Here is a 21,027-nt window from a genome sequence, read left to right on the forward strand (position 1 = left end):
GCCGCATGGGCTGCAGGCTGCCTTTCGGCCACGGGGGCGCTATGCCCGGCCGCGTTCATGACGGCATGCCAGAGCATGGCCTTGGTTGCTCGCCTTGGAATGGGGACTCTGGCTGAGCAAACAGGTCGGCGTGCGATTTGCGGGCGTCCGGCACATGTCGCTCCTTACTTCCACATGGTGCGCATGCGGGCGCCGACATCGATGCGGATCTGCCTGGCGCTGCGCTCGGAAGCGGCGGCGCTGACCACCGGCCAGGATGCCGTTTCGAAGAACTGCAGCAGCGTCGCCGGAATGAAACGCGTGCGCGAGGCGTAGACGTGGCGATCACCCTGCGCGTGCTGCCCGCTTGTGAAGAACCGTTGCGGGGTGATCAGCGTCAGGCTGTCCTTTGCCCGCGTCATGCCGACGTAAAGCAGCCGGCGTTCCTCTTCGATCTCGTGCGTGGTGCCGACGCCAAGGTCGGAGGGGATGCAGCCGTCGACGACATTGAGCATGAAAACCGAGCGCCATTCCTGCCCCTTGGCCGAATGGATGGTCGAAAGGATCAGGTAGTCCTCGTCAAGCAGCGGCACACCAGCCTGGTCGCTGGTCGCGTCCGGTGGGTCGAGCGTCAGTTCGGTGAGGAACCGTTCCCGACTGGGATAGCCGCCGGCGATCTGCTCCAACTGCAGGAGGTCGGCCTTTCTGGTGTCCGCATCCTCGTGGATCCGGTCGAGATGCGGCTCGTACCATTCGCGCGCCTGGGCTATTTCGCCCGGCCAGCCGCCCGCCTGTTTGCGCAAGCCCTCGATCAGGGTCACGAAAGCGCTCCAATTGTCGCCGGAGCGCGGCGGTGCGGGTATTTCCGCGAGTGCTGCCAGCGGTTCCGGATCGGCGGCGATTGCGTCGAGGATCTTGCCGGCGGTCTGCGGGCCGACACCCGGTATCATGTGCAGCAGGCGAAAGCCGGCGACCCGATCCCGCGGGTTTTGGGCAAACCGCAGCACCGCCAGCATGTCCTTGACATGGGCGCTGTCGAGGAATTTCAGCCCGCCGAACTTTACGAAAGGGATATTGCGCCGGGTCAGTTCCACCTCGAGCGGTCCACTGTGGTTCGATGAGCGAAACAGCACCGCCTGCTGCTTCAGCGTCATGCCTGTCTCCCGGTTCTCCAAGACCTTCTCGACGATATAGCGTGCCTGGTCGGCTTCATCGACGACCGCCAGCAATTTTGGCCTTTCCGCCGACTGCCGCTCGGTCCAGAGGTTCTTGGTAAAGCGTTCGCGGGCGAGATCGATGACGCCATTGGCGGCGGCGAGGATCGTCTGGGTGGAACGGTAGTTTCGATCGAGGGTGATGACGTCCGCCGGCGGGGTGAACTCGCCTGGAAAATCCAGGATGTTGCGCACCGTCGCCGCCCGGAACGAATAGATCGACTGGGCATCGTCGCCGACGACCGTCAGCCCCCTGCCGCCCGGCTTCAAGGCCAACAGCACCGATGATTGCAGGCGGTTGGTATCCTGATATTCGTCGACCAGCACATGGTCGAAACGGTTGCCGATGTCCTCGGCGAGTTCCGGGACGCTGACGGTCTGCGCCCAGTAGAGCAGCAGGTCGTCGTAATCGAGCACGTTCTGCGCCTGCTTTGCCTCGACATAACAGGAAAACAGCTGCTTCAGCTGCTCCTCCCAACCGGAGACCCAGGGATAGTGCGCGCGCAAGACCTCACTCAGCGGCGTCTCGGAGTTGACCGCCCGCGAGTAGATCGAGAGACAGGTGCCCTTGGTCGGAAACCGGCTCTCGGTCTTGGAGAGGCCAAGCTCATGCCGGACGAGGTTCATGAGGTCGGCACTGTCTTCCCGGTCGTGGATCGTGAAGTCGACATTCAGCCCGATCTGCTCGGCGTAGATGCGCAGCAGTCTCGCGCCGATGCCGTGGAATGTTCCCGCCCAGGTGAGCGCGTCGGTGGCAACGGTGGCGTTTGTTCCAAGCACCTGGACGCAGATGCGCTCGACCCGTCGCGCCATTTCGGATGCAGCGCGGCGCGAAAACGTCATCAGCAGAATGCGGCGAGGATCGGCGCCATTGACGATGAGGTGGGCAACACGATGGGCGAGCGTGTTCGTCTTGCCCGATCCGGCGCCGGCGATGATCAGGAGCGGCCCCGCAATGGTTTCGCCCGGTGCGGTTACGCCAAACTCGACGGCATCGCGCTGTCGGTCATTCAATTTTTCCAGATAGGCCGCCGCCACGCCGAAGTCCCCGGTAAGTCTCTGCCGATTCTACCCCTTGCGCCGAGTGCCGAGACCGATTGCCCGGACCTGCGGGCGATGCCGAGGCATCCCCGCACTCGAGATGAGCGATTCACGACGGGGAACGAAAAAGGAACATATCAGCCGGGGATCATATTGCAAAGGCCCCTTTGGCAATGACTAAAGTGCTCCAGCGGTCTCCGTTCGCGAAATGCCGGGGGCTGGCGGTATGGCAATCAATCCGCTTTGCAACGACTACCGAAGTCGCGTGATTGCGGCTATCTCTGTGGGCGAAATCTCGCCCATCAACCACACCTCAACGAGCCCGCCCAACCTGTGACATCAAACGATCCGCAAGCCGATAATCCGCTTTCCGACCCGCCGCCCTCCGACACGCCGACCGCGCGCATGCTGTCCTGGGCGCGCAACTCGGCGGTCTATCGCCTCGAGCGTCAGATGATGACGGAGAAGCAATTGTTCGACGCCATCACCAGAAAAGCGCGACAGAAGTTCGAGGATATAAGCCAGGAGCAGTTGAAGGCCGTTGCCGAGTTTGCGGTCAAGTTTGCCTACGACCTGAATGCGCTCAATGACGCCGATTATGCGCAGCTCAGCACGCAATCTGCGGTGCGCAGCGGAAAATCGAAACGGGCGATTGCCCAGAAGCTTTCGGCGAAGGGCATTGACAGGGAAACTGCCGCAGTGGCGCTGGAGGCGACCGACGATCTGTTCGCCGCGGTCGTCTTTGCCCGAAAGCGCGGTTTCGGCCCCTTCCGCCGCGGTGAGCTCGACGACAAGCGCAAGGCCAAGGAACTGTCCGCATTCGCCCGCAACGGCTTCGGCTTCGATATCGGCAGAAAAGTGTTCGACATGAGCTTGGGGCGGGCCGAAAGCGTGCTGCGGAAGGATCCAGTTACTGACTGCATGTTTCCTTAAATCCTATCCGATCTAAGGATAAAAACATGCAGCAATTCAAAGTGTTACAGCGCCGCGCGTCTGATAAGACGCGCGGCGCTGTAGACGGACGGCGAGATGTGGCTGCCGGGCTGAGCGCGACTTCCCGTCTCGGCATCCGGCCTCCGGAACCCAAATGGTCTCCCGCCAGCATCTGACCGAGTGAATTATGCAACACCGCGGCGGTGGCAAACGGCTGGCGAGGATCATCCACCAAAGAGATCGGCTTTCACCACATTTCGGTCACGAATTGGACCAACAGCCACAACTCTCTCCTCGCATGTCCCCAACCCGGAATAGAAAAAGTGTCTTTTCAATTGTCCCGCCGATCACTGCTTGCGGTGGTCGCCAGCTCCATTTTGAGCGCCTGCACCCAGGTCCCGAAGCCCGGTCTCGAGGCGAACGCCGCCGACAAGGCCAACAAGGGCACCATCTCCCCACCGGAGAAGGCGCCGATCGAGCTTGATCGCAAGGACGAGCCCGCGCCGAAGCTCGATTACGCCCAGATCTACGGCCCGGTAAAGGACGAGGGCTATGATGTTCCGGCGGTGCAATTCGACGCGATAAAGCCGGAATTCCTCCGTCAGGAGGTTGACTACGCGACCAACGAACCGGCCTATTCGATCGTCGTCGATACGCAGAAGATGTTCCTCTATTGGGTGCTGCCCGGTGGCAAGGCGATCCGCTACGGCGTCGGCCTCGGCGCGCAGGGGCGCGCCTGGAAGGGCAGGGCCGTCGTACACTGGAAACGCAAATGGCCACGTTGGACGGTGCCGGACGACATGGTCGCGCGCCAGCCGCACCTGAAGAAGTATGGCATCGAGGCCGGTGGCATGGATCCGGGCCTCGGCAATCCGCTTGGCGCCCGCGCGATGTATATCTTCCAGGATGGCAAGGATACGCTCTATCGCATCCATGGATCGCCGCAGTGGCGCTCGATCGGCAAGAACGCCTCGGCCGGGTGCGTGCGGATGCTGCAGCAGGACGCGATTGATCTCTACAATCGCGTCCGGGGAAAGACGCCGCTGCTCGTCATCTGAGGCCGGCTCTCAAGCGTGGGAGCGATCGCTGCTCCCACGCCGGCGCGGCCCGTCTTAATAAACCGGCGGCGCTGCGCCGGGGATGCCGCCTTCGCCGGGCAAGAGACTGTCCGGTGCCTGTGCCGCCATTCCGCCGCCCGACAGGTCCGTCACCACGATCGGCGTGCCGTTCGGCACGCGATCATAGAGATCGACGACGTCCTGGTTGATCATGCGGACGCAACCGGATGACACGGACTGGCCGATGGTCCACCATTCCGGCGAACCGTGGATGCGGTAGAGCGTGTCTTCGCCGTTCTGGAAGATGTACATGGCGCGGGCGCCGAGCGGGTTTTTCAGCCCCGGCTCCATGCCGCCGGCCTCGATGCTGTATTGCTGCAGTTCCGGCTGGCGGGCGACCATTTCGTTCGGTGGTTTCCAACGCGGCCACTGCCGCTTGTACTGGATGACGCCGCGGCCGGCCCAGGCGAAGCCCGCCCGGCCGAGACCGACGCCGTAGCGCATCGCCTGGCCGTTTTCATAGACCCGATAGAGGAAATGGTTGCCGACATCGACGACCAGCGTGCCTGGCTGCTCGTCGGTCGGATCAGCAACCATCTGCCGGTAGTAGCGAGGGTCGATCTTCTCGTAGGGGATTGCAGGCAGGGGATAGAGTTCCGCCGGCCGTTCGCCGTACATCTCGGAAAGAAAGGTATTGGCGGCCGGCACCGGTTCCGGCGCCGGGGCGTATTGCTGCGAAACCCGTTCGCGTGTCGAGCCGCACCCAGCCAATCCGAGCGCCGCCATGCCGGCGGAAAGCTTGAGGAAGGATCGGCGACAGACGTCACGTTGCGGCATGGGGAACCTCAATTGGCTGTGTTCGATGACCACCGGGGAATGACGCATTGATTGCCGCTCATCTCCCGCCGCCAACGATCACAGGCCGGCATAGGGATCTGCCAGCGCCGCATCCGGTCGGCTAATGGGGTATTTAGTTGCCGAGATCTTTGCGGCCAGCTTCTCCGCGCCGTTTTTCTCGAGCAGCGCCCGGAAGCTTGGATGCATGCCGCCGTCGACATAGGCATTCATCGGGGCGGGTGTCTGATTGGCGACCAGCCCGGTGATCTTGGCATCCTCCGTCTGCAGCCTGGCCATCAGCCCGGCGTCCGGCGTTGCGGTGGTCGCGGGGCAGGCGGCCAGCGGATCGGTCGGTTCGCCGTCGGCGAATTCGGTGTTGAAGACGTATCGACCGCCACAGACGGAAACCTTCGGCTGGCGCTTCGTCGCCTCGAAGATGTCGTAGCCCTGTTTGATGTTCTTCCAGAAATTGAAGTTCGGGTCGCTGCTGTGCTTCGCCATGTTCGCAGCCGTCATGCGGAACGGGTAGGCCTGCACCTGGAACTGTCCCTGACCGCCGACAAGCGCGCGCTGGACTACCGCATAGATTTCGCCGACGCCCTGGTCCGTCAAGGCGTAGCAGCCGGATGACGAGCAGGCGCCGTGCACCATCAGCGCCTCGCCGGTATAGCCGAGCGCCGATTCGAGCCGGTTGGGATAGCCGAGATTGAACGACAGATAATATTGCGACTTCGGGTTAAGCATGCGTGCAGACACATGATAGAAGCCTTCCGGCGCCTGGCGGTCGCCCGCCTTTGTCTTCGGCCCGAGCTTTCCCGACCAGCGGCACATCGGGTAGGTCTTGAGCAGCGCATACTGACCCGATTTGTTCTGTTTCCAGATCTCGAGTTCGCTTTCCTGCTTGAAGATGCGAACGAGCACCGGGCTTTCCGGTTTGGAGCCGTTCTTGGCCATGGCGCCGATCAGCTTTGCCGGGATCGGTGGCGGCGCACGAACGTCGTCGAAGGCCGACATGCAGCCGGAAAGGGCGATGGCGGCCGTCAGGGCAATCGCGGCGCGTCGGGCCTGTTTCGTCCTGCCCAGGAAATCGCCGGCGTTTGCGGGCGACAGGGAAAGAAGACGTCTCGTTATGCGCCGCATGCGGGCTCCTTGAAATGGCGACCGGACCATAAAACCTCTCGCGGCTTTAGCTGCAAGCGCTCGCCGCTGGCTTTCGTCTGTCGGCAATTCAATAAAACTTGAACGCCGGACATCCCCACTGCTCACCAGCCTTGGCATGTGATGGTAAATTTTGTCCAAACGGCGGCATCACGTGGGCGTTACTCGCCGGAAAGCGGTTGCGGAAATTGGCCGGCGCGCTAGCTAGGCAGCCCTGTTGAGCGAAGACGCCATGGCGCGCAGGATCACCACGGACGAAGCCGCTCCCGGATCGACATGTCCAAGCGAGCGTTCGCGCACCCGCGCGGCGCGTCCCTTGGTGGCGATCATCGAGCGCGTCGCGTTGGCGCCGGCCTCGGCCGAGGCGACGACGTCGCGCCAGAAACCATCTGCTTCCTTGTTTTCGGCAAGGGCTGCCGCGGCGGCATCGGCTGCCGGAAGCCAGGCGTCGAGCATCGTCTTGTCGCCGCGTTGTCCCTTGCCGCGCTCGCGCATTCCTGAACCCATGGCGTCGATGATGGCGGCGCAGGTGGCGAGATCGAGTTCCGCCTTGCCGGCAACGGCCTGCGCGGCGCGGCGGAAGGCCGTCGCATAGAGTGGCCCGGTCGAGGCGCCCACGGCATTGAGAAAGGCGCCCGCCGCCGTCGCCATGACATCTGAGATCTGCGCCTGGTCGAGGTCGAGCTTTGCCAGTTCGGCTTTGACCGCCAGGAAACCGAGCGACATCGTGGTGCCGTGGTCGGCATCGCCGATGGCGCCGTCAAGCTCCGACAGATGATCCTTCTCGGCTTCAACGGCCTCGGAAATCGCCTGAAACATGCTGACCAAGCGGCGTGCCGCATTTTCCGACATCATTGTCCTCCCAGAACGCCCGGTGCCCATCTGCCGACGGGTTCCTGACGGAATGCTAATTGATACGCAGGAATGCCGTTTCGCAAGGGTGATGCAGCAGGTCGGTCAGTTCCTGGTCGAGATGGAGGATCGAGATCGACGCACCGACCATGTCGAGAGAGGTGCAATAGTGACCGATCCAGTTGGCTTCAATCTCGATGTTCTTGGCGGCAAGGCGCTGAGCGACGCGCCGGTAAAGGATGTAGAGTTCCATCAGCGGCGTCGCGCCGAACGAATTGATGAGAACGGCGACGCGATCGCCGGCCGACGCTTTCATCTCCTTGAAGATGTTGTCCATGATGGTATCGGTGATCTCGTCGGCCGGCTTGATGCGCTCGCGCGTCACGCCGGGTTCGCCGTGGATGCCCATGCCGATTTCCATGTCGTCGGGGCCGATCTCGAAATTGTGGCGCCGCGTCTGCGGCATCGAGCAGGGTTCGAGCGCAACGCCGACCGTATAGGTTCGAAGGTTCGCCTTTCTCGTGACGGCCTCGCAGGCGTCGAGCGAAAGGCCCCGATCGCAGGCGGCGCCTGCGATCTTGAAGATGAAGAAATTGCCGGCGACGCCGCGCCGGCCCTCGCGGTCCTCGACCGGCGAGGAGGCGATATCGTCCGTGGTCAGCACGGTGCGGACCTTGATGCCCTTTTCCTCGGCGATCTCGGCCGCCATTTCGAAGTTCATCACGTCGCCGGCATAGTTTCCGTAGACGAAAAGTACGCCTTCACCACCCGATGCGGCGACGGCACATTGAACGATCGGGTCCGGCGGCGGCGACGAGAAGATGTTGCCGACAGCCACGGCGTCGGCCAGCCCCTTGCCGACATAGCCGAGGAAACAGGGTTCGTGGCCGGTGCCGCCGCCGATGACGAGGCCGACCTTGCCCGGACGGGGCCCGGATTTGGCCACAAGCGCGCGATGCGAACCGTTGATGGGCTCGATGTAGTCGCGATGTGCCCTGACGACGCCGTCGAGCATCTCCTCGACAACCTCGTTGGGGTTGTTGAGGAACTTCTTGACGTGGGTGCGGTAAGAGCTGGGCGTCTGGGCAAGCTTCGGCCGCTGCGAGATCCGGGTATCGAGGCCGGTGACGCCATCGGCCCTGAGAATGCCGTGCCCGGTCGCCGCGTCGGTGATCAACACGTTGACGTATCCGCCGCGCAGTGCCGCAAGCAGGGCCGGCACCTTGTCGAAGCCGCCGGCAACTGCAATGCGCGTGCCGATCCGGCGCAGCATATCGAGCGAAATACCGACGGTCCTGTCGTCGAGCGGACCCGCGACGGGCCGGCCGCGCTCGTCGATGAAGCGCCCGGCGACGACGCCGACCGCGCCGGCGGCGAGATAATGTTGCAGCGAGACGGATTCGAAGAAGCCGCTGGTATGGATAGTCGAGTTGGGGCGCAGCGACGAAATGCCGAAGAGGATGCGATTGGCTTGCGCCAGCGTGACGAATTGTTCCTGCAGCAGGGGCTCGTCGAGCAGCATCTGGCGCAGTTCCGGCGATTTGACGATCGCCGGCGCGGTGATGCCGACACAGCGCGCGGAAATCGCGCGGGCGATCGAAGCGGCGCAGAGTTCCGGCGTGTAGGAGAATGCCGCCGTGGTGCCGCCGGTCGCCTGCACCACGGTGGTATCCTGAAGCGCATGCACATCCGCATGCTCGCCGACGGACATCACGGTTCGCCCCCATGAGACCGCCAGCGTGTCGCCGGATTTCACCAGCTTCTGCAGCGCCATTGCGCCGGCCACGCCGAGCCGGTCGATCAGCGGCCGGGCGTTGTCGTCGCTCGGAACGACGAGACAGTCGGCCAGGCCAAAATGGCGCTTGAGTTCCTGGGCGATGGTCAGCGACGCAAGCCGCGCCGGTTCGAGCGAGATGTTGACGATGCCCTTTTCCCGCGCTTCGGCGAGGTAGCTGTTAACAGTCGCACGCGAGACGCCCATGGCATCGGCGATCTCGCCCTGGGTCATGCCATCTTCGTAGTAGAGCCAGCAGGCCCAGACATAGGGATCGTCACCATAGCGCAGGGGGATGGCATCCGACATATCGGTCGCGCTGCTCCTGCTCGCGCCGCCCTTGCGTGGTGAGGATGTCTTCGATGTCATCTGGTTGCGTTCGTTCCCTGTTTTGGATGGTGAACATGGAAGCAACGTCGTGCTTTTGCAACCTTAGTGCGCCGCCACTTCGGCCAGGCCCCGTTGAAGCGACAGTTTATACAGCAGATTTGGAATGCCGCGCATTCCCCTGCGCAGGCAGACTGGCCTTACGCGCTGAAATACCTGTCGTCGCGGGCCGCGACCCCGCTGTTTCCAGCGGGATCGCACCGGCCCTGGGAGGCGACGATGCCTAATGCATAATTTCTTAAATCGGAAACGATTTAAGGATAAAATTATGCAGCAATTCAAAGTGTTACAGCGACCTTGGCGCGTCTTAAAAGACGCGCGGCGCTGTAGCGAAGGCACGGCCCCGTGCCGTCGCTTTCGTATCCGCTTACGCCAGACGCGCGCGCGCGCCGAGCGAAAGCTCTTTCAGGATGATCGCGCAGGAGGTCGCGCCTGCGTCGAGCACGCCGAGCGAACGCTCGCCGAGGCGGCTGGCGCGGCCGATCTTGGCGACGAGATCGCGCGTCGAGTCGCGTCCGGCTTCGGCTGCCGCGACCAGCGCGTCGAGCGCCTCGCCGAATGGCTTGCCACTGGCGGTCGCGCCATCAAAGGCTTCCACGGCCGGAACGAGGCTGTCGATCAGCGTCTTGTCGCCGACTTTGGCCGAGCCGATCGATTGGATACCCTCGAGCCCGGCATGCAGCATACGGCTATAGGCTGCTGCATCGATGGCGGGGACGCCGTCGAGCTTTTCGGCAAACTCGGTGAACATCACCCCGTAGAGCGGGCCCATGGATCCGCCGATTTCGGTCATCAGCACGGTGCCGAGCGTGTCCAGCGCCTCAGAAAGGGTGGTTTCCTTGCCCTTCAGCCGGTCGGCCGCCAGGCCAAAGCCCTTGGCCATGTTGACGCCGTGGTCGCCGTCGCCGATCTTGCCGTCGATTTCGCTTAAGTAGGCGCGGTTCTCGATGATGCGCTCTGCGAGCGACAGCACGATCGCGCCGGCATTGGCATTGCTAAACGTCTGCATGATGCGCCTCTTTCATCACAGGATGGTGGTGCAGCGAACCTCGACGTCGAGGAGCGCCTTGAGTTCGTCGTCGAGCGCCAGCACGGTCAGCGTCGCGCCGACCATCTCCAGCGAGGTGAAGTAGTTGCCGATATAGGTCCGGTAGATACGGAGACCGCGAGCGGTGATTTCCTTCCCGATCGTGTCGTTCAGTATATAGAGCTCGTTGAGCGGCGTGGCGCCGAGGCCCGATACCAGCACGGCGACCTCGGTTCCCGAAGCGAGGTTGTGATCGTCGAGTACGATCTGGCACATGTCCTTGGCGACCTCGTCGGCGGTCTTCAGCGCCTCGACGCGCACGCCCGGTTCACCGTGGTGACCGATGCCGACTTCCATCGTGCCGGGCTCGATCTGGAAGTTCGGATGGCCGACCGCCGGAAGCGTGCAGGGCCCAAGGCCGACGCCGATCGAACGGCAATTGTCGATCGCTTTCTGCGCGGTTGCGCGGACGTCCTCGAGGCTGGCGCCTTGGGCGGCCTTGGCGCCACCGATCTTCCACATGAAGATCTCGCCGGCCACGCCCCGGCGCTTCTCGCGCTCCTCCGGCGGTGCCGAGCAGACGTCGTCATTGGCAACGACGGTCAAAACGTCGATGCCGTCCTTGGCGGCGAGCTTCATCGCCATCTTCACGTTCATGTTGTCGCCGGCATAGTTGCCGTAGAGGCAGACGACACCCTTGCCGCCATCGGCTTCGCGGATGGCATCATGGAAGCTCTTGGCGGTCGGCGACGAGAACAGCTCGCCGACTGCGACAGCGTCCAGCATGTTGCGGCCGGCGTAGCCAATGAAGGCCGGCTCGTGACCGGAACCGCCGCCGGTGACGACGCCGACCTTGCCGGCGACCGGCGCCGCCCTGGCAACGACCACGCGCGGATTTTCAGCCAGGCGCACGATGTCGGAGTGAGCCTTGACGAAGCCCTTGACGGTGTCCTCGACCACCTCGTCGGGATTGTTGATGAACCTTTGCATGGTGTCTCCTGTAGATGGGTCGTGCTTCGTCAGAGAATGGTGTAGCCGCCGTCGATCAAAAGATCGGCGCCGTTGATCATGTCGGCTCCCGCCGACGACAGGAACACGGCGGCGGCCGCGATCTCCTCGGGATAGGCGAAACGGCCGGCCGGGATGCGCTTCCTCGCGGCTTCGCCCTTTTCGCCGCTCCAGGCCTTCTTGCCGAGTTCGGTCAGAACGATGGTCGGCGAGATGGTGTTGACGGAGATGCCGTGTTTGCCCCATTCGGCCGCAAACGTTTTCGACATGCCGATGACGCCGAACTTCGAGGCGCAATAGGCGACATGGTCCTCTATCGCGACGGTGCCGGCCTGCGAGGCGAGGTTGATGATCTTGCCGCCCTTGCCGGCGGCGATCATCGCCCGGCCGACGGCCTGGGTGACGAGGAAGCTGCCCTTCAGATTGATGGCGATGGTCTTGTCCCAATAGTCGAGCGACAGCTCTTCCGCAGGCGCCAGGAACACGACGCCGGCGCTGTTGACGGCGATGTCGATGCCGCCGAAGGCGGCGACGACGCCCGACACGGCCGCATTGACCGAGGCTGCATCCGAAACGTCGCAGACGAAGGGTTTTGCGTCACCCCCGAGAGCTTCGGCCTTCGCTCGTGCGACGTCCTCGTTGATGTCGAGCACGGCCACTTTCGCGCCCTTGGCTGCAAAAGCGCTGGCAATCGCTGCTCCGATACCGGAAGCGCCGCCGGTGACGAGGGCAACCTTGCCCGTCAGTGGGAAATTGAGGTCGATCTGGGGTGTGGTCTCGGTCATGTCGTGTTTCCCTCGGCGGTTTGAAAGCGGGGCGGGCAAGCCGCCCCGCCTATGTTGGCGTTACTTTCGCGCTTCGAGCAGCTTGTCGACGTTTTCGGTCGTGACCGGGGTCCACGGGACGTTGTATTCCTTGTCCTTGCCGTCGTTGAACGGCATGTCAGGATACTGGGCCCAGATGTCGGACTGCGGCTTGTAGTCACCCTTCTTGGCCTGGAGGATCGCGATGTCCAGCGCGCCCTGCGCCTGCGCGCGGGCATCCTGCAGGATCGAGGTCATCGTGCCTTCCTTGACGGCCGTCAGAGCATCGGTCACGCCGTCGATACCGGCAATGGCGAAGTCGTCGACCTTGAGGCCGGCCGACTTGATCGCTTCGATCGCGCCGAGCGCCATCTCGTCGTTCTGGCCGATGACGCCGTTGATCTGGCCGGCATGGGCCGTCAGCCAGTTTTCCATCAGGGTCTGGGCTTCGGCACGTGACCAGTTGGCGGTCTGCTGCTCAAGGACCTTGACGTCAGGGCACTCGGCAAGCGCCTTCTTGTTGCCCTCGAGGCGGGAGATCTGCGCCGACTGGCCGATCGGGCCCTCGATGATGACGACATTGCCCTTGCAGCCGATCTTGTCGAGCACGGTCTTGGCTTCCATGTAGCCGGACACGGTATCGTCGGAGCCGACATAGGCAGTCAGCAGGTCGGAGTTGACGCGGGTGTTGGAACCGACAACCGGGATCCCGGCATCATGTGCGGCCTGAACGGCGGTTGCGCCGGCTTCGATGTCGATCGGCACGAAGATGATCGCGTTGAACTTCTGCGTGATCATCGTGTTGAACTGTTCCTGCTGGACCAGCGCATCGTAGCGGCCGTCAAAGACGGTCAGTTCGACTTCGCCGCTCTTGACGGCGGGATGCTCCTCAAGGGCCGCCGACCAGATCTGCATGAATTCGGCGTTGAGGCCGTAGGGCGCGGCACCGATCTTGAGCTTTTCCTGCGCGACGGCCGACGACGCGAAGAGGGCCGTGGCGGAAGCCAGGGCGATCACGAGTTTCTGCATGCTACTCCTCCATTTTGTGGTTTCCGCCGCCTTCATGGCGCACGGATTGGTTGACGGCCGCCGCGAGGCGGCCATTCCTCGGGGTCAGCGACCCTGATCTTGGGGTCAGAGACCCTGATTGCGTTTCTGGTCGAGCATCACGGCGCCGACGATCAGCGCGCCTTTGAGGACCTGCTGGTAGTAGGATTGGATGCCCATCAGATCGAGGCCGTTGTTCATTACGCCGATGATCAGTGCGCCGATCAGCGTTCCCGTGACCCGGCCGACGCCGCCCGAAAGGCTGGTGCCGCCGATCACGACCGCGGCGATCGCGTCGAGTTCATAGGCGATGCCGGCCTGCGGCAGGGCAGATCCCGTCCTGGCCGAAAGCATCATGCCTGCAAGGCCCGAGAGACCGCCGGAGATGACGTAGACGAGGAAGCGAATGCGGGTGACGTTGATGCCGGAGGTCTTGGCCGCATGCGGGTTGCCGCCGACGGCGTAGATGTAGCGGCCGAAGCGCGTGCGGGTCAGCACCCACCAGGACGCCAGAAAGACGATTGCAAGCAGGATGACGGGCATCGGGATGCCGAGGATGCTGCCCGTTCCGATCCAGCGGAACTCCGGCGTCAGCGCCGGCACCGGTTTGCCGCCGCCATAGATCAGCGTCATGCCACGGGCGGCAGACAGCATGCCGAGCGTGGCGACGAAGGCCGGAACCGAGAAGCGCGAGACGATGAAGCCGACGATGATGCCGCAGGCGACCCCGACGAGAATGCCGATCGAAAGCGCCACGAAGAAGGGGTAGGGCGCGCCGGCGATGCCGGCCGTTGCCGAGGTCGTCGCGAAGCTGGCGCTGACCATGCCGGCAAGGGCGACGACCGAGCCGACGGAAAGATCGATGCCGCGCGTCAGGATGACGAAAGTCATACCGATCGCGAGCACGCCGTTGATCGACGTCTGCAGAAGCACGTTCGAGATGTTGCCGGGCGTCAGGAAATACTCGTTGGAGAGTGAGAGGATGAACGCCAGCAGCAGGAAGGCGAGAAAGATGCCGTATTCCTGGATCAGCGCGCCACGGTTTTCCGTGGTGAACCAGGTTCTGGGTAATTTGTTTTCGATGTTGGACACGGTTCTCAAGCCCCTTTGATGTCGGACAATCGCCTTTGGCGTCGATCTCGCGGGTGGTTCAGGTCGACAGATGGACGAGCGACTGGGCGTCCGTCGCTCGGCGGTCGTAGATGCCGGCGGACTTTCCCTGACGCATGACGAGGATGCGATCGGACATTCCAAGCACCTCGTCGATCTCCGAGGAGATCATGACGACGGTGCCGCCGGACGCGGTGAAGTCACAGATGATACGGTAGATCTCACGCTTGGCGCCGACGTCGACGCCGCGGGTCGGCTCGTCGAGCAGCAGCAATCTTGGCTCGCGCAGGAACCATTTGCCGAGCACGACCTTTTGCTGGTTGCCGCCCGAGAGACCCGAGACCGGCATGGTGTCGCGCGCGGCCTTGATGCCGAAGCGGGCAATCATTTCGGCACTGGCTGCGGCCTCGTCCCGTCGCTTCATGATGAAGCTCGGGCTCATCTCGGGAAGGCTCGCAAGGCAGATGTTGCCGCGAACGCTGTCGGCGAGGTTGAGGCCGGTGACTTTCCTGTCTTCGGTGACGAAGGCGATGCCGCTTGCCATCGCGTCGGCCGGCTTGGTCACAGTGATCTGCTCGCCTTCGAGCCGGATGTCGCCTTGCGTCGGGCGGTCGAGGCCGAACAGGCAGTTGAAGATTTCCGTGCGGCCAGAGCCCATCAACCCGTAGATGCCGAAGATCTCGCCCTTGCGCACCGAAAACGAGATGTCCTCGATCCTGCCCGGCAGCGTCAGCCCCGACACCTCCAGGCCGATCTCGTCGGTCGGGTCGTTGGTCTTGATATACTCTTCGCCGAGTTCGCGTCCGACGATCATCTTGATCAGGCCCGGGCGGTCGATGTCGGCGAGCAAGCCGCTGCCGACATAGCCGCCATCGCGAAAGACGGTGTAGCTGTCGGCGATCTGGAAGATTTCCGACAGCCGGTGCGAGACGTAGACGACGCCCTTGCCTTCGGCCTTGAGGCGCGCGACGGCGGCAAACAGATGCTGTGCTTCCTTCTCGCCGATGGCCGATGTCGGCTCGTCCATGAAGATGACCTCGGCTTCGTGGCTGAAGGCCTTGGCGATTTCGACCAACTGCATCTGCGCGACCGAAAGGTTCATCATCGTCTGGGTGGCGCGGATACCGAATTCGAGCCGATCCAAGAGCTGCTGGGCATCCTGGTTCATCTTCTTGAAGTCGATGCCGCCGAAGCGCCCGGACGGCTCGCGGCCGAGATAGATGTTTTCTGCCACCGTCATATGCGGGACGGGGCTCAGTTCCTGTTCGATGATGGCGATGCCGGAAGCGAGCGCTTCGGCGGGGTTGCCGTAGTGCACTTCCGTGCTGCGGCGCCAGATCGTGCCGCCGTCGCGCTGCTGGATGCCCATCAGGATCGACAGAAACGTCGATTTTCCCGCGCCATTGCCGCCGCAAAGCGCGTGAACGGAGCCGGCTTGAAGTTCCAGGCGGCCATCGCGCAATGCGGCGACGCCCCCGAATGATTTCTTCAGTCCTTCAACCTTCAAAAGCGGTTGCATGGTGTCCTCCCACGCTGCGATGGCGATTTTGTCGCTGTCGATTTCGACAAAAATCACAGAATGATCGACATATGTCAACATTGAGATTTTACTTTTGATTTTTTGTTTCGGCTTTTGTCAAGTTCCGATGCGGGTTTGAGGGGAATTGACATGAGTCAATGCAATGGCCTGGTCCTTCGGGCCTCTCTTAACGATCCGTTTACGCCGCGGTGACGGGTCATGGCGCACGGCCTATTCCCGGTTGTGTTTTGATGGCTGCGGGCTATTGTCGTCGTGTGCATTTGAAGGTGGGACGCTGAAATGGAAAATGCCCGGAAGAATTGGCTCGTGGTCGGTCTGGTCGTTCTGGCGCTCGCGGGCGGCTACTACGCCTGGCAGAACATGGATCGCAACGCGCTGCCCGCCGGGATCGCCAGCGGCAACGGACGCATCGAGGCCGTCGAGATCGATATCTCGACCAAAACGCCGGGCAGAATCAAAGAGATCCGGGTGGACGAGGGTGACTTCGTCACCGCCGGTCAGGTGCTTGCGCAGATGGATACCGTGCAGCTGGAGGCCCATAGGCGCCAGGCCGAAGCACAGCGGCAGCGCGCCATCATCGGCGTCGAGGCGGCAAAGAATCTCGTGACCCAGCGCGAGGCGGAAAAGGCGGCGGCCGACGCCGTGCTGGCGCAGCGGCGGGCACAACTGGACGCTGCCGAGCGGCGCCTCGCCCGATCGGAGCAGCTCGTCAAGACGAGCACCGTTTCGCAGCAGGTGCTTGACGACGACCGGGCGACGGCCGAGGGCGCAAGGGCTGCCGCCAGCGCCGCCGAAGCCTCGCTCGCCGCTTCGAATGCGGCGATCAATTCGGCGAAATCCCAGGTCGTCGACGCCGAAGCCTCGGTCGAGGCGGCCAAGGCGTCGGTCGAAAGCATCGTCGCCGACATCAACGACAGCACCCTGGTCTCGCCGCGCGACGGCCGCATCCAGTATCGCGTCGTCCAGCCCGGCGAAGTGCTGGCAGCCGGCGGCCGCGTGCTCAATCTCGTCGATCTCGGCGATGTCTACATGACGTTCTTCCTGCCGACGGATCAGGCCGGCCGCCTGTCGATCGGCAGCGAGGTCCGCCTTGTGCTCGATGCCGCGCCGCAATACATCATTCCCGCCAAGGTGTCCTATGTCGCCGATGTCGCGCAGTTCACGCCGAAGACCGTCGAGACCGCCGAAGAGCGGCAGAAGCTGACGTTCCGCATCAAGGCGCAGATCCCGAAGGAACTGCTGAAGAAGTACATCCGCATGGTGAAAACGGGACTTCCGGGCGTTGCCTATGTGAAGGTCGATCCCAATGCGGAGTGGCCGGCAAGCCAGACCGGCACGCTGGTGCAGTGATGACCGGTCCCGACCGGGCCGGCTTGCCGCCGGCAGAGCCCGTGGTTCGTCTGAATGCCGTCACCCTTTCCTATGGGAAGACGAAGGGGCTGGACGACGTGACGCTCGACATCCCGTCCGGCTGCATGGCCGGCCTGATCGGGCCGGACGGCGTCGGAAAGTCGAGCCTGCTCTCTCTTGTCGCCGGCGCACGCGCCGTGCAGGCAGGACGGGTCGAGGTGCTCGCCGGCGACATCGCCGATGCCGGCCATCGGCGCCGAACCTGCCCGCGCATTGCCTATATGCCGCAGGGCCTCGGCAAGAACCTATATCCGACGCTCTCGGTGTTCGAGAATGTCGACTTCTTCGGCCGCCTGTTCGGCCATGATCGTGAAGAGCGCGAAAGGCGGATCGCCAGCCTGCTCGAAAGCACGGGCCTTGCCCCCTTTGCCGAACGTCCCGCGGGCAAGCTTTCCGGCGGCATGAAGCAGAAGCTCGGACTTTGCTGCGCGCTGATCCATGATCCCGATCTCCTGATCCTCGACGAACCGACCACGGGCGTGGACCCTTTGTCGCGCCGACAGTTCTGGGAGCTGATCGACGAGATCCGCACTGAGCGGCCGGGCATGAGCGTCATCGTCGCGACTGCTTACATGGAAGAGGCGGCACGTTTCGACTGGTTGGTCGCAATGGACGCGGGCCGGGTGCTGGCAACGGGCACGCCCGACGAACTGCTTGAAAAGACCGGCGTCGACACGCTCGATGCCGCCTTCATCGCCTTGCTCCCCGAAGAGTTGCGGCGCGAACACCACGACGTCGTCATCCCGCCGCGTCCGGAAGGTGCAAGCGGCGATATCGCCATCGAGGCGAACAATCTCACCATGCGCTTCGGCGATTTCGTCGCGGTCGACAATGTCAGCTTCCGCATCGGTCGCGGCGAGATCTTTGGCTTCCTCGGTTCCAACGGCTGCGGCAAGACGACGACGATGAAGATGCTGACGGGCCTGCTTGCCGCCAGCGAAGGCACGGCAAAACTCTTCGGGCGCGAGGTCGACCCGCGCGATATGGAGGTGCGCCATCGCGTCGGTTACATGTCGCAGGCCTTCTCGCTCTATACGGAGCTGACGGTTCTGCAGAACCTCGAGCTGCATGCCAAGCTCTTCGGCATGGCGGCGGATACGATCCCTGATCGAATCGAGGAACTGGCGGAGCGCTTCGACCTGTCCGGCGTGATGGAGGCCTTGCCGGACTCGTTGCCGCTCGGCGTGCGCCAGCGGCTGTCGCTCGCTGTGGCCCTGATCCACTCGCCCGACATCCTCATTCTCGATGAACCGACATCGGGCGTCGATCCCGTGGCGCGCGACAGTTTCTGGCAGATCCTCGTCGAACTCTCCCGCAACGAGCAGGTGACGATCTTCATCTCCACCCACTTCATGAACGAGGCGATGCGCTGCGATCGCATGTCGCTGATGCATGCCGGCAAGGTGCTCATCAGCGATACGCCCGCCGGCATTATGAAGAGCCGTTCCGCATCGACACTGGAAGAAGCCTTCATCGCCTATCTGGAAGAGGCGATTGCCGGAGCGAAGCAGGCGGCGCCTGCCGTGGTGCGAGCCAAAGCCCCGTTGGAGCCGGTAGCCGAGCGACAGGCCGGGACGAGGCAGTCCTCGAAGTCAGGATTTTTCGATATCGGTCGCATGTTCAGCTACACTCGCCGCGAGGCGCTGGAGCTGGTCCGGGATCCTATCCGCGCGACGCTTGCCACCATCGGCACCGTGATCCTGATGTTCGTCATCGGCTACGGCATCAACATGGATGTCGAGGACCTGACCTTCGCGGTGCTCGATCATGATCAGACGACGACCAGCCGCGAATACATTCTCGAGATCGCCGGCTCGCGCTACTTCATCGAGAAACACCCGATCACCGATTATGCCGACCTCGACCGACGCATGCGCAACGGCGAACTCAGCCTGGCGATCGAGATCCCGCCGGGTTTTGCCCGGGATGCGGCCCGTGGCGACACGGTCGAAATCGCCGCCTGGATCGATGGCGCGATGGCGAGCCGGGCCGAAACGGTCAAGGGCTACGTGCAGGGGCTGCACGCCCATTGGCTGACCGGCAAGATCCGCGAACGCTACGGGGCCGCCGCAACCACCGGCAGCTTCAAGATCGAGACGCGCTTCCGCTACAACCCTGATGTCAAGAGCATCGTCGCCATGGTTCCTGCGGTCATCCCGCTCTTGCTGATGCTGATCCCGGCCATGCTGTCGGCGCTCAGCGTCGTGCGCGAGAAGGAACTGGGGTCGATCGTCAATCTCTATGTTTCGCCAGTGACGCGGCTGGAATTCCTGGTCGGCAAGCAGATCCCCTACATCGCCTTGGCGATGCTCAATTTCGTGTTGCTGACGGCGTTCGCGATCTTCATCTTCCGCGTGCCGTTTACCGGCAGCCTCCTGACCTGGACGATCGCTGGACTGATCTATGTCTCGGCGGCAACGGCGATGGGGCTGGTGATCTCCACCTTCATGTCGAGCCAGATAGCCGCGATCTTCGGCACGGCGATCCTGACGCTCATTCCGGCAATCCAGTATTCCGGCATGATCGATCCGGTCTCGTCGCTTGAAGGGGCAGGCGCATTCATCGGCCAGATCTACCCGACGACGCATTTCATGACGATCGCTCGCGGCACCTTCTCCAAGGCGCTCGGCTTCGGCGATCTTGCCGGCGCCTTCGTGCCGATGCTGATCGCGGTGCCGGTGCTGCTTGCCATCGGCACCCTGTCCCTCAAGAAGCAGGCGAGGTGACGATGCGCCTGTCCCATATCTACCGTCTTGGCATCAAGGAACTATGGGGGCTCTGGCGCGATCCGATCCTGTTGATCCTGATCGTCTATTCCTTCACGCTGTCGGTCTATACCGGCTCGACGGCGATGCCGGAAACGCTCAACCGCGCCGCGGTCGCCATCGTCGACGAGGATCGCTCGCCGGTTTCGACGCGGATTTCCACGGCTTTCTATCCGCCTTACTTCGTGCCCCCGCAGATGATCACGCCGGCGGAAATGGACCGGCGGATGGATCAAGGTCTCGACACCTTCGCGCTCGACATTCCGCCGAACTTCCAGACGGATCTGCTGGCCGGACGCTCGCCGACAATCCAGCTCAATGTCGATGCGACGCGCATGAGCCAGGCCTTCTCCGGCAACGGCTATATCCAGCAGATCGTCACCGGCGAGGTCTCGGGCTTCCTCGATCGCCATCGCAGCGAACAGAAGTTGCCGGTCGACCTCGTCCTGCGGGCAAGGTTCAATGCCGAACTGAACAAGGGCTGGTTCGGCGCGGTGATGAACGTCATCACCAATATCACCATCCTGTCGATCGTCCTGACCGGGGCGGCCCTCATCCGCGAGCGCGAGCATGGAACGGTGGAGCACCTGCTGGTCATGCCCGTGACCCCGTTCGAAATCATGGTCAGCAAGGTCTGGTCGATGGGGCTGGTGGTGCTGCTCGCCTCGGCGGTTTCGCTCGTCTTCGTCGTCAAGGGGGTGCTGGCGGTGCCGGTGCAGGGCTCGTTTGCGCTGTTCCTGCTGGCGACGGCCTTGCAACTGTTCGCAACGACGTCGATGGGCATCCTGCTTGCGACGATCGCCGGCTCGATGCCGCAGTTCGGCCTGCTGCTGATGCTCGTGCTTCTGCCGTTGCAGGCTTTGTCCGGCGGCATGACGCCGCGCGAAAGCATGCCCGAAATCATCCAGAACATCATGCTGGCGGCGCCAAACACCCATTTTGTCATTCTGGCGCAGGCGGTTCTTTTCCGCGATGCGGGGTTGGACGTGGTCTGGCCGCAGCTTCTTGCCTTGCTGGTGATCGGCGCCATTCTCTTTGCCTTCGCCATGCGCCGTTTCCGGGCGTTCCTGAAATAGCCCATGCG

General features: G+C 63.1%; 16 protein-coding genes. 5 read left to right on the top strand and 11 right to left on the bottom strand.

Features of this window, described 5'->3' with window-relative positions; translation table 11 throughout:
* Positions 1–164: 164 nt before the first annotated feature.
* Positions 165–2,231, bottom strand: coding sequence for an ATP-dependent helicase (locus BC363_RS03835; RefSeq protein WP_065786106.1), 2,067 nt, complete (start codon positions 2,229–2,231; stop codon positions 165–167).
* A 336-nt stretch (positions 2,232–2,567) separates the two neighbouring features.
* Here BC363_RS03835 and recX point away from each other — a divergent pair, with 336 nt between their 5' ends.
* Together recX and BC363_RS03845 are read left to right on the top strand one after the other, a co-directional pair.
* The gene (gene recX / locus BC363_RS03840) at positions 2,568–3,167 is read left to right on the top strand and encodes a recombination regulator RecX (RefSeq protein WP_274533934.1); all 600 of its coding nucleotides are present in this window, start codon (positions 2,568–2,570) and stop codon (positions 3,165–3,167) included.
* Between the two features lie 323 nt (positions 3,168–3,490).
* Positions 3,491–4,225, top strand: a complete 735-nt coding sequence (locus BC363_RS03845) for a L,D-transpeptidase (RefSeq protein WP_065786105.1) — start codon at positions 3,491–3,493, stop codon at positions 4,223–4,225.
* A 54-nt stretch (positions 4,226–4,279) separates the two neighbouring features.
* On the opposite strand, the gene BC363_RS03850 is transcribed toward BC363_RS03845, so the two are convergent.
* The 10 genes from BC363_RS03850 to BC363_RS03895 form a co-directional block, all read right to left on the bottom strand.
* Entirely contained in the window at positions 4,280–5,062 is a 783-nt protein-coding gene (locus tag BC363_RS03850; RefSeq protein WP_065786104.1) for a L,D-transpeptidase, read from the bottom strand.
* Positions 5,063–5,140: 78 nt separating this feature from the next.
* Positions 5,141–6,202, bottom strand: a complete 1,062-nt coding sequence (locus tag BC363_RS03855) for a murein L,D-transpeptidase family protein (RefSeq protein ID WP_244512779.1) — start codon at positions 6,200–6,202, stop codon at positions 5,141–5,143.
* A gap of 222 nt (positions 6,203–6,424) precedes the next feature.
* Positions 6,425–7,072 (bottom strand): dihydroxyacetone kinase subunit DhaL, encoded by a 648-nt coding sequence (gene dhaL / locus BC363_RS03860; protein WP_065786103.1) that lies wholly within the window; start codon positions 7,070–7,072, stop codon positions 6,425–6,427.
* Between the two features lie 55 nt (positions 7,073–7,127).
* The gene (locus BC363_RS33225) at positions 7,128–9,215 is read right to left on the bottom strand and encodes a bifunctional sugar-binding transcriptional regulator/dihydroxyacetone kinase subunit DhaK (protein WP_083223687.1); all 2,088 of its coding nucleotides are present in this window, start codon (positions 9,213–9,215) and stop codon (positions 7,128–7,130) included.
* A gap of 385 nt (positions 9,216–9,600) precedes the next feature.
* Positions 9,601–10,242, bottom strand: coding sequence for a dihydroxyacetone kinase subunit DhaL (dhaL, locus tag BC363_RS03870; protein ID WP_065786102.1), 642 nt, complete (start codon positions 10,240–10,242; stop codon positions 9,601–9,603).
* Positions 10,243–10,257: 15 nt separating this feature from the next.
* Entirely contained in the window at positions 10,258–11,250 is a 993-nt protein-coding gene (locus BC363_RS03875) for a dihydroxyacetone kinase subunit DhaK (RefSeq protein ID WP_065786101.1), read from the bottom strand.
* A gap of 29 nt (positions 11,251–11,279) precedes the next feature.
* Positions 11,280–12,053 (bottom strand): SDR family oxidoreductase, encoded by a 774-nt coding sequence (locus BC363_RS03880; RefSeq protein ID WP_065786100.1) that lies wholly within the window; start codon positions 12,051–12,053, stop codon positions 11,280–11,282.
* A gap of 60 nt (positions 12,054–12,113) precedes the next feature.
* Positions 12,114–13,100 carry a substrate-binding domain-containing protein gene (locus BC363_RS03885; protein ID WP_065786099.1) on the bottom strand — a complete coding sequence of 329 codons (987 nt, stop codon included), beginning with the start codon at positions 13,098–13,100 and terminating at the stop codon, positions 12,114–12,116.
* 105 nt (positions 13,101–13,205) lie between these two features.
* Entirely contained in the window at positions 13,206–14,210 is a 1,005-nt protein-coding gene (locus tag BC363_RS03890) for a sugar ABC transporter permease (RefSeq protein WP_065786098.1), read from the bottom strand.
* 58 nt (positions 14,211–14,268) lie between these two features.
* Positions 14,269–15,747 carry a sugar ABC transporter ATP-binding protein gene (locus BC363_RS03895; RefSeq protein WP_065786220.1) on the bottom strand — a complete coding sequence of 493 codons (1,479 nt, stop codon included), beginning with the start codon at positions 15,745–15,747 and terminating at the stop codon, positions 14,269–14,271.
* A gap of 300 nt (positions 15,748–16,047) precedes the next feature.
* Here BC363_RS03895 and BC363_RS03900 point away from each other — a divergent pair, with 300 nt between their 5' ends.
* The 3 genes from BC363_RS03900 to BC363_RS03910 are packed head-to-tail and all read left to right on the top strand — an operon-like array spanning position 16,048 to position 21,019.
* Positions 16,048–17,118: an HlyD family efflux transporter periplasmic adaptor subunit gene (locus BC363_RS03900; protein ID WP_065786097.1), complete on the top strand. Its 1,071-nt coding sequence runs from the start codon at positions 16,048–16,050 to the stop codon at positions 17,116–17,118.
* Positions 17,118–19,904: a ribosome-associated ATPase/putative transporter RbbA gene (gene rbbA, locus BC363_RS03905; RefSeq protein ID WP_065786096.1), complete on the top strand. Its 2,787-nt coding sequence runs from the start codon at positions 17,118–17,120 to the stop codon at positions 19,902–19,904. Before BC363_RS03900 ends, rbbA begins: the two co-directional genes overlap by 1 nt.
* A 2-nt stretch (positions 19,905–19,906) precedes the next feature.
* Positions 19,907–21,019, top strand: coding sequence for an ABC transporter permease (locus BC363_RS03910; protein ID WP_065786095.1), 1,113 nt, complete (start codon positions 19,907–19,909; stop codon positions 21,017–21,019).
* Positions 21,020–21,027: the final 8 nt, after the last annotated feature.

This window comes from Ensifer sp. LC384 (genome assembly GCF_001695865.1).
GTDB lineage: Bacteria > Pseudomonadota > Alphaproteobacteria > Rhizobiales > Rhizobiaceae > Ensifer.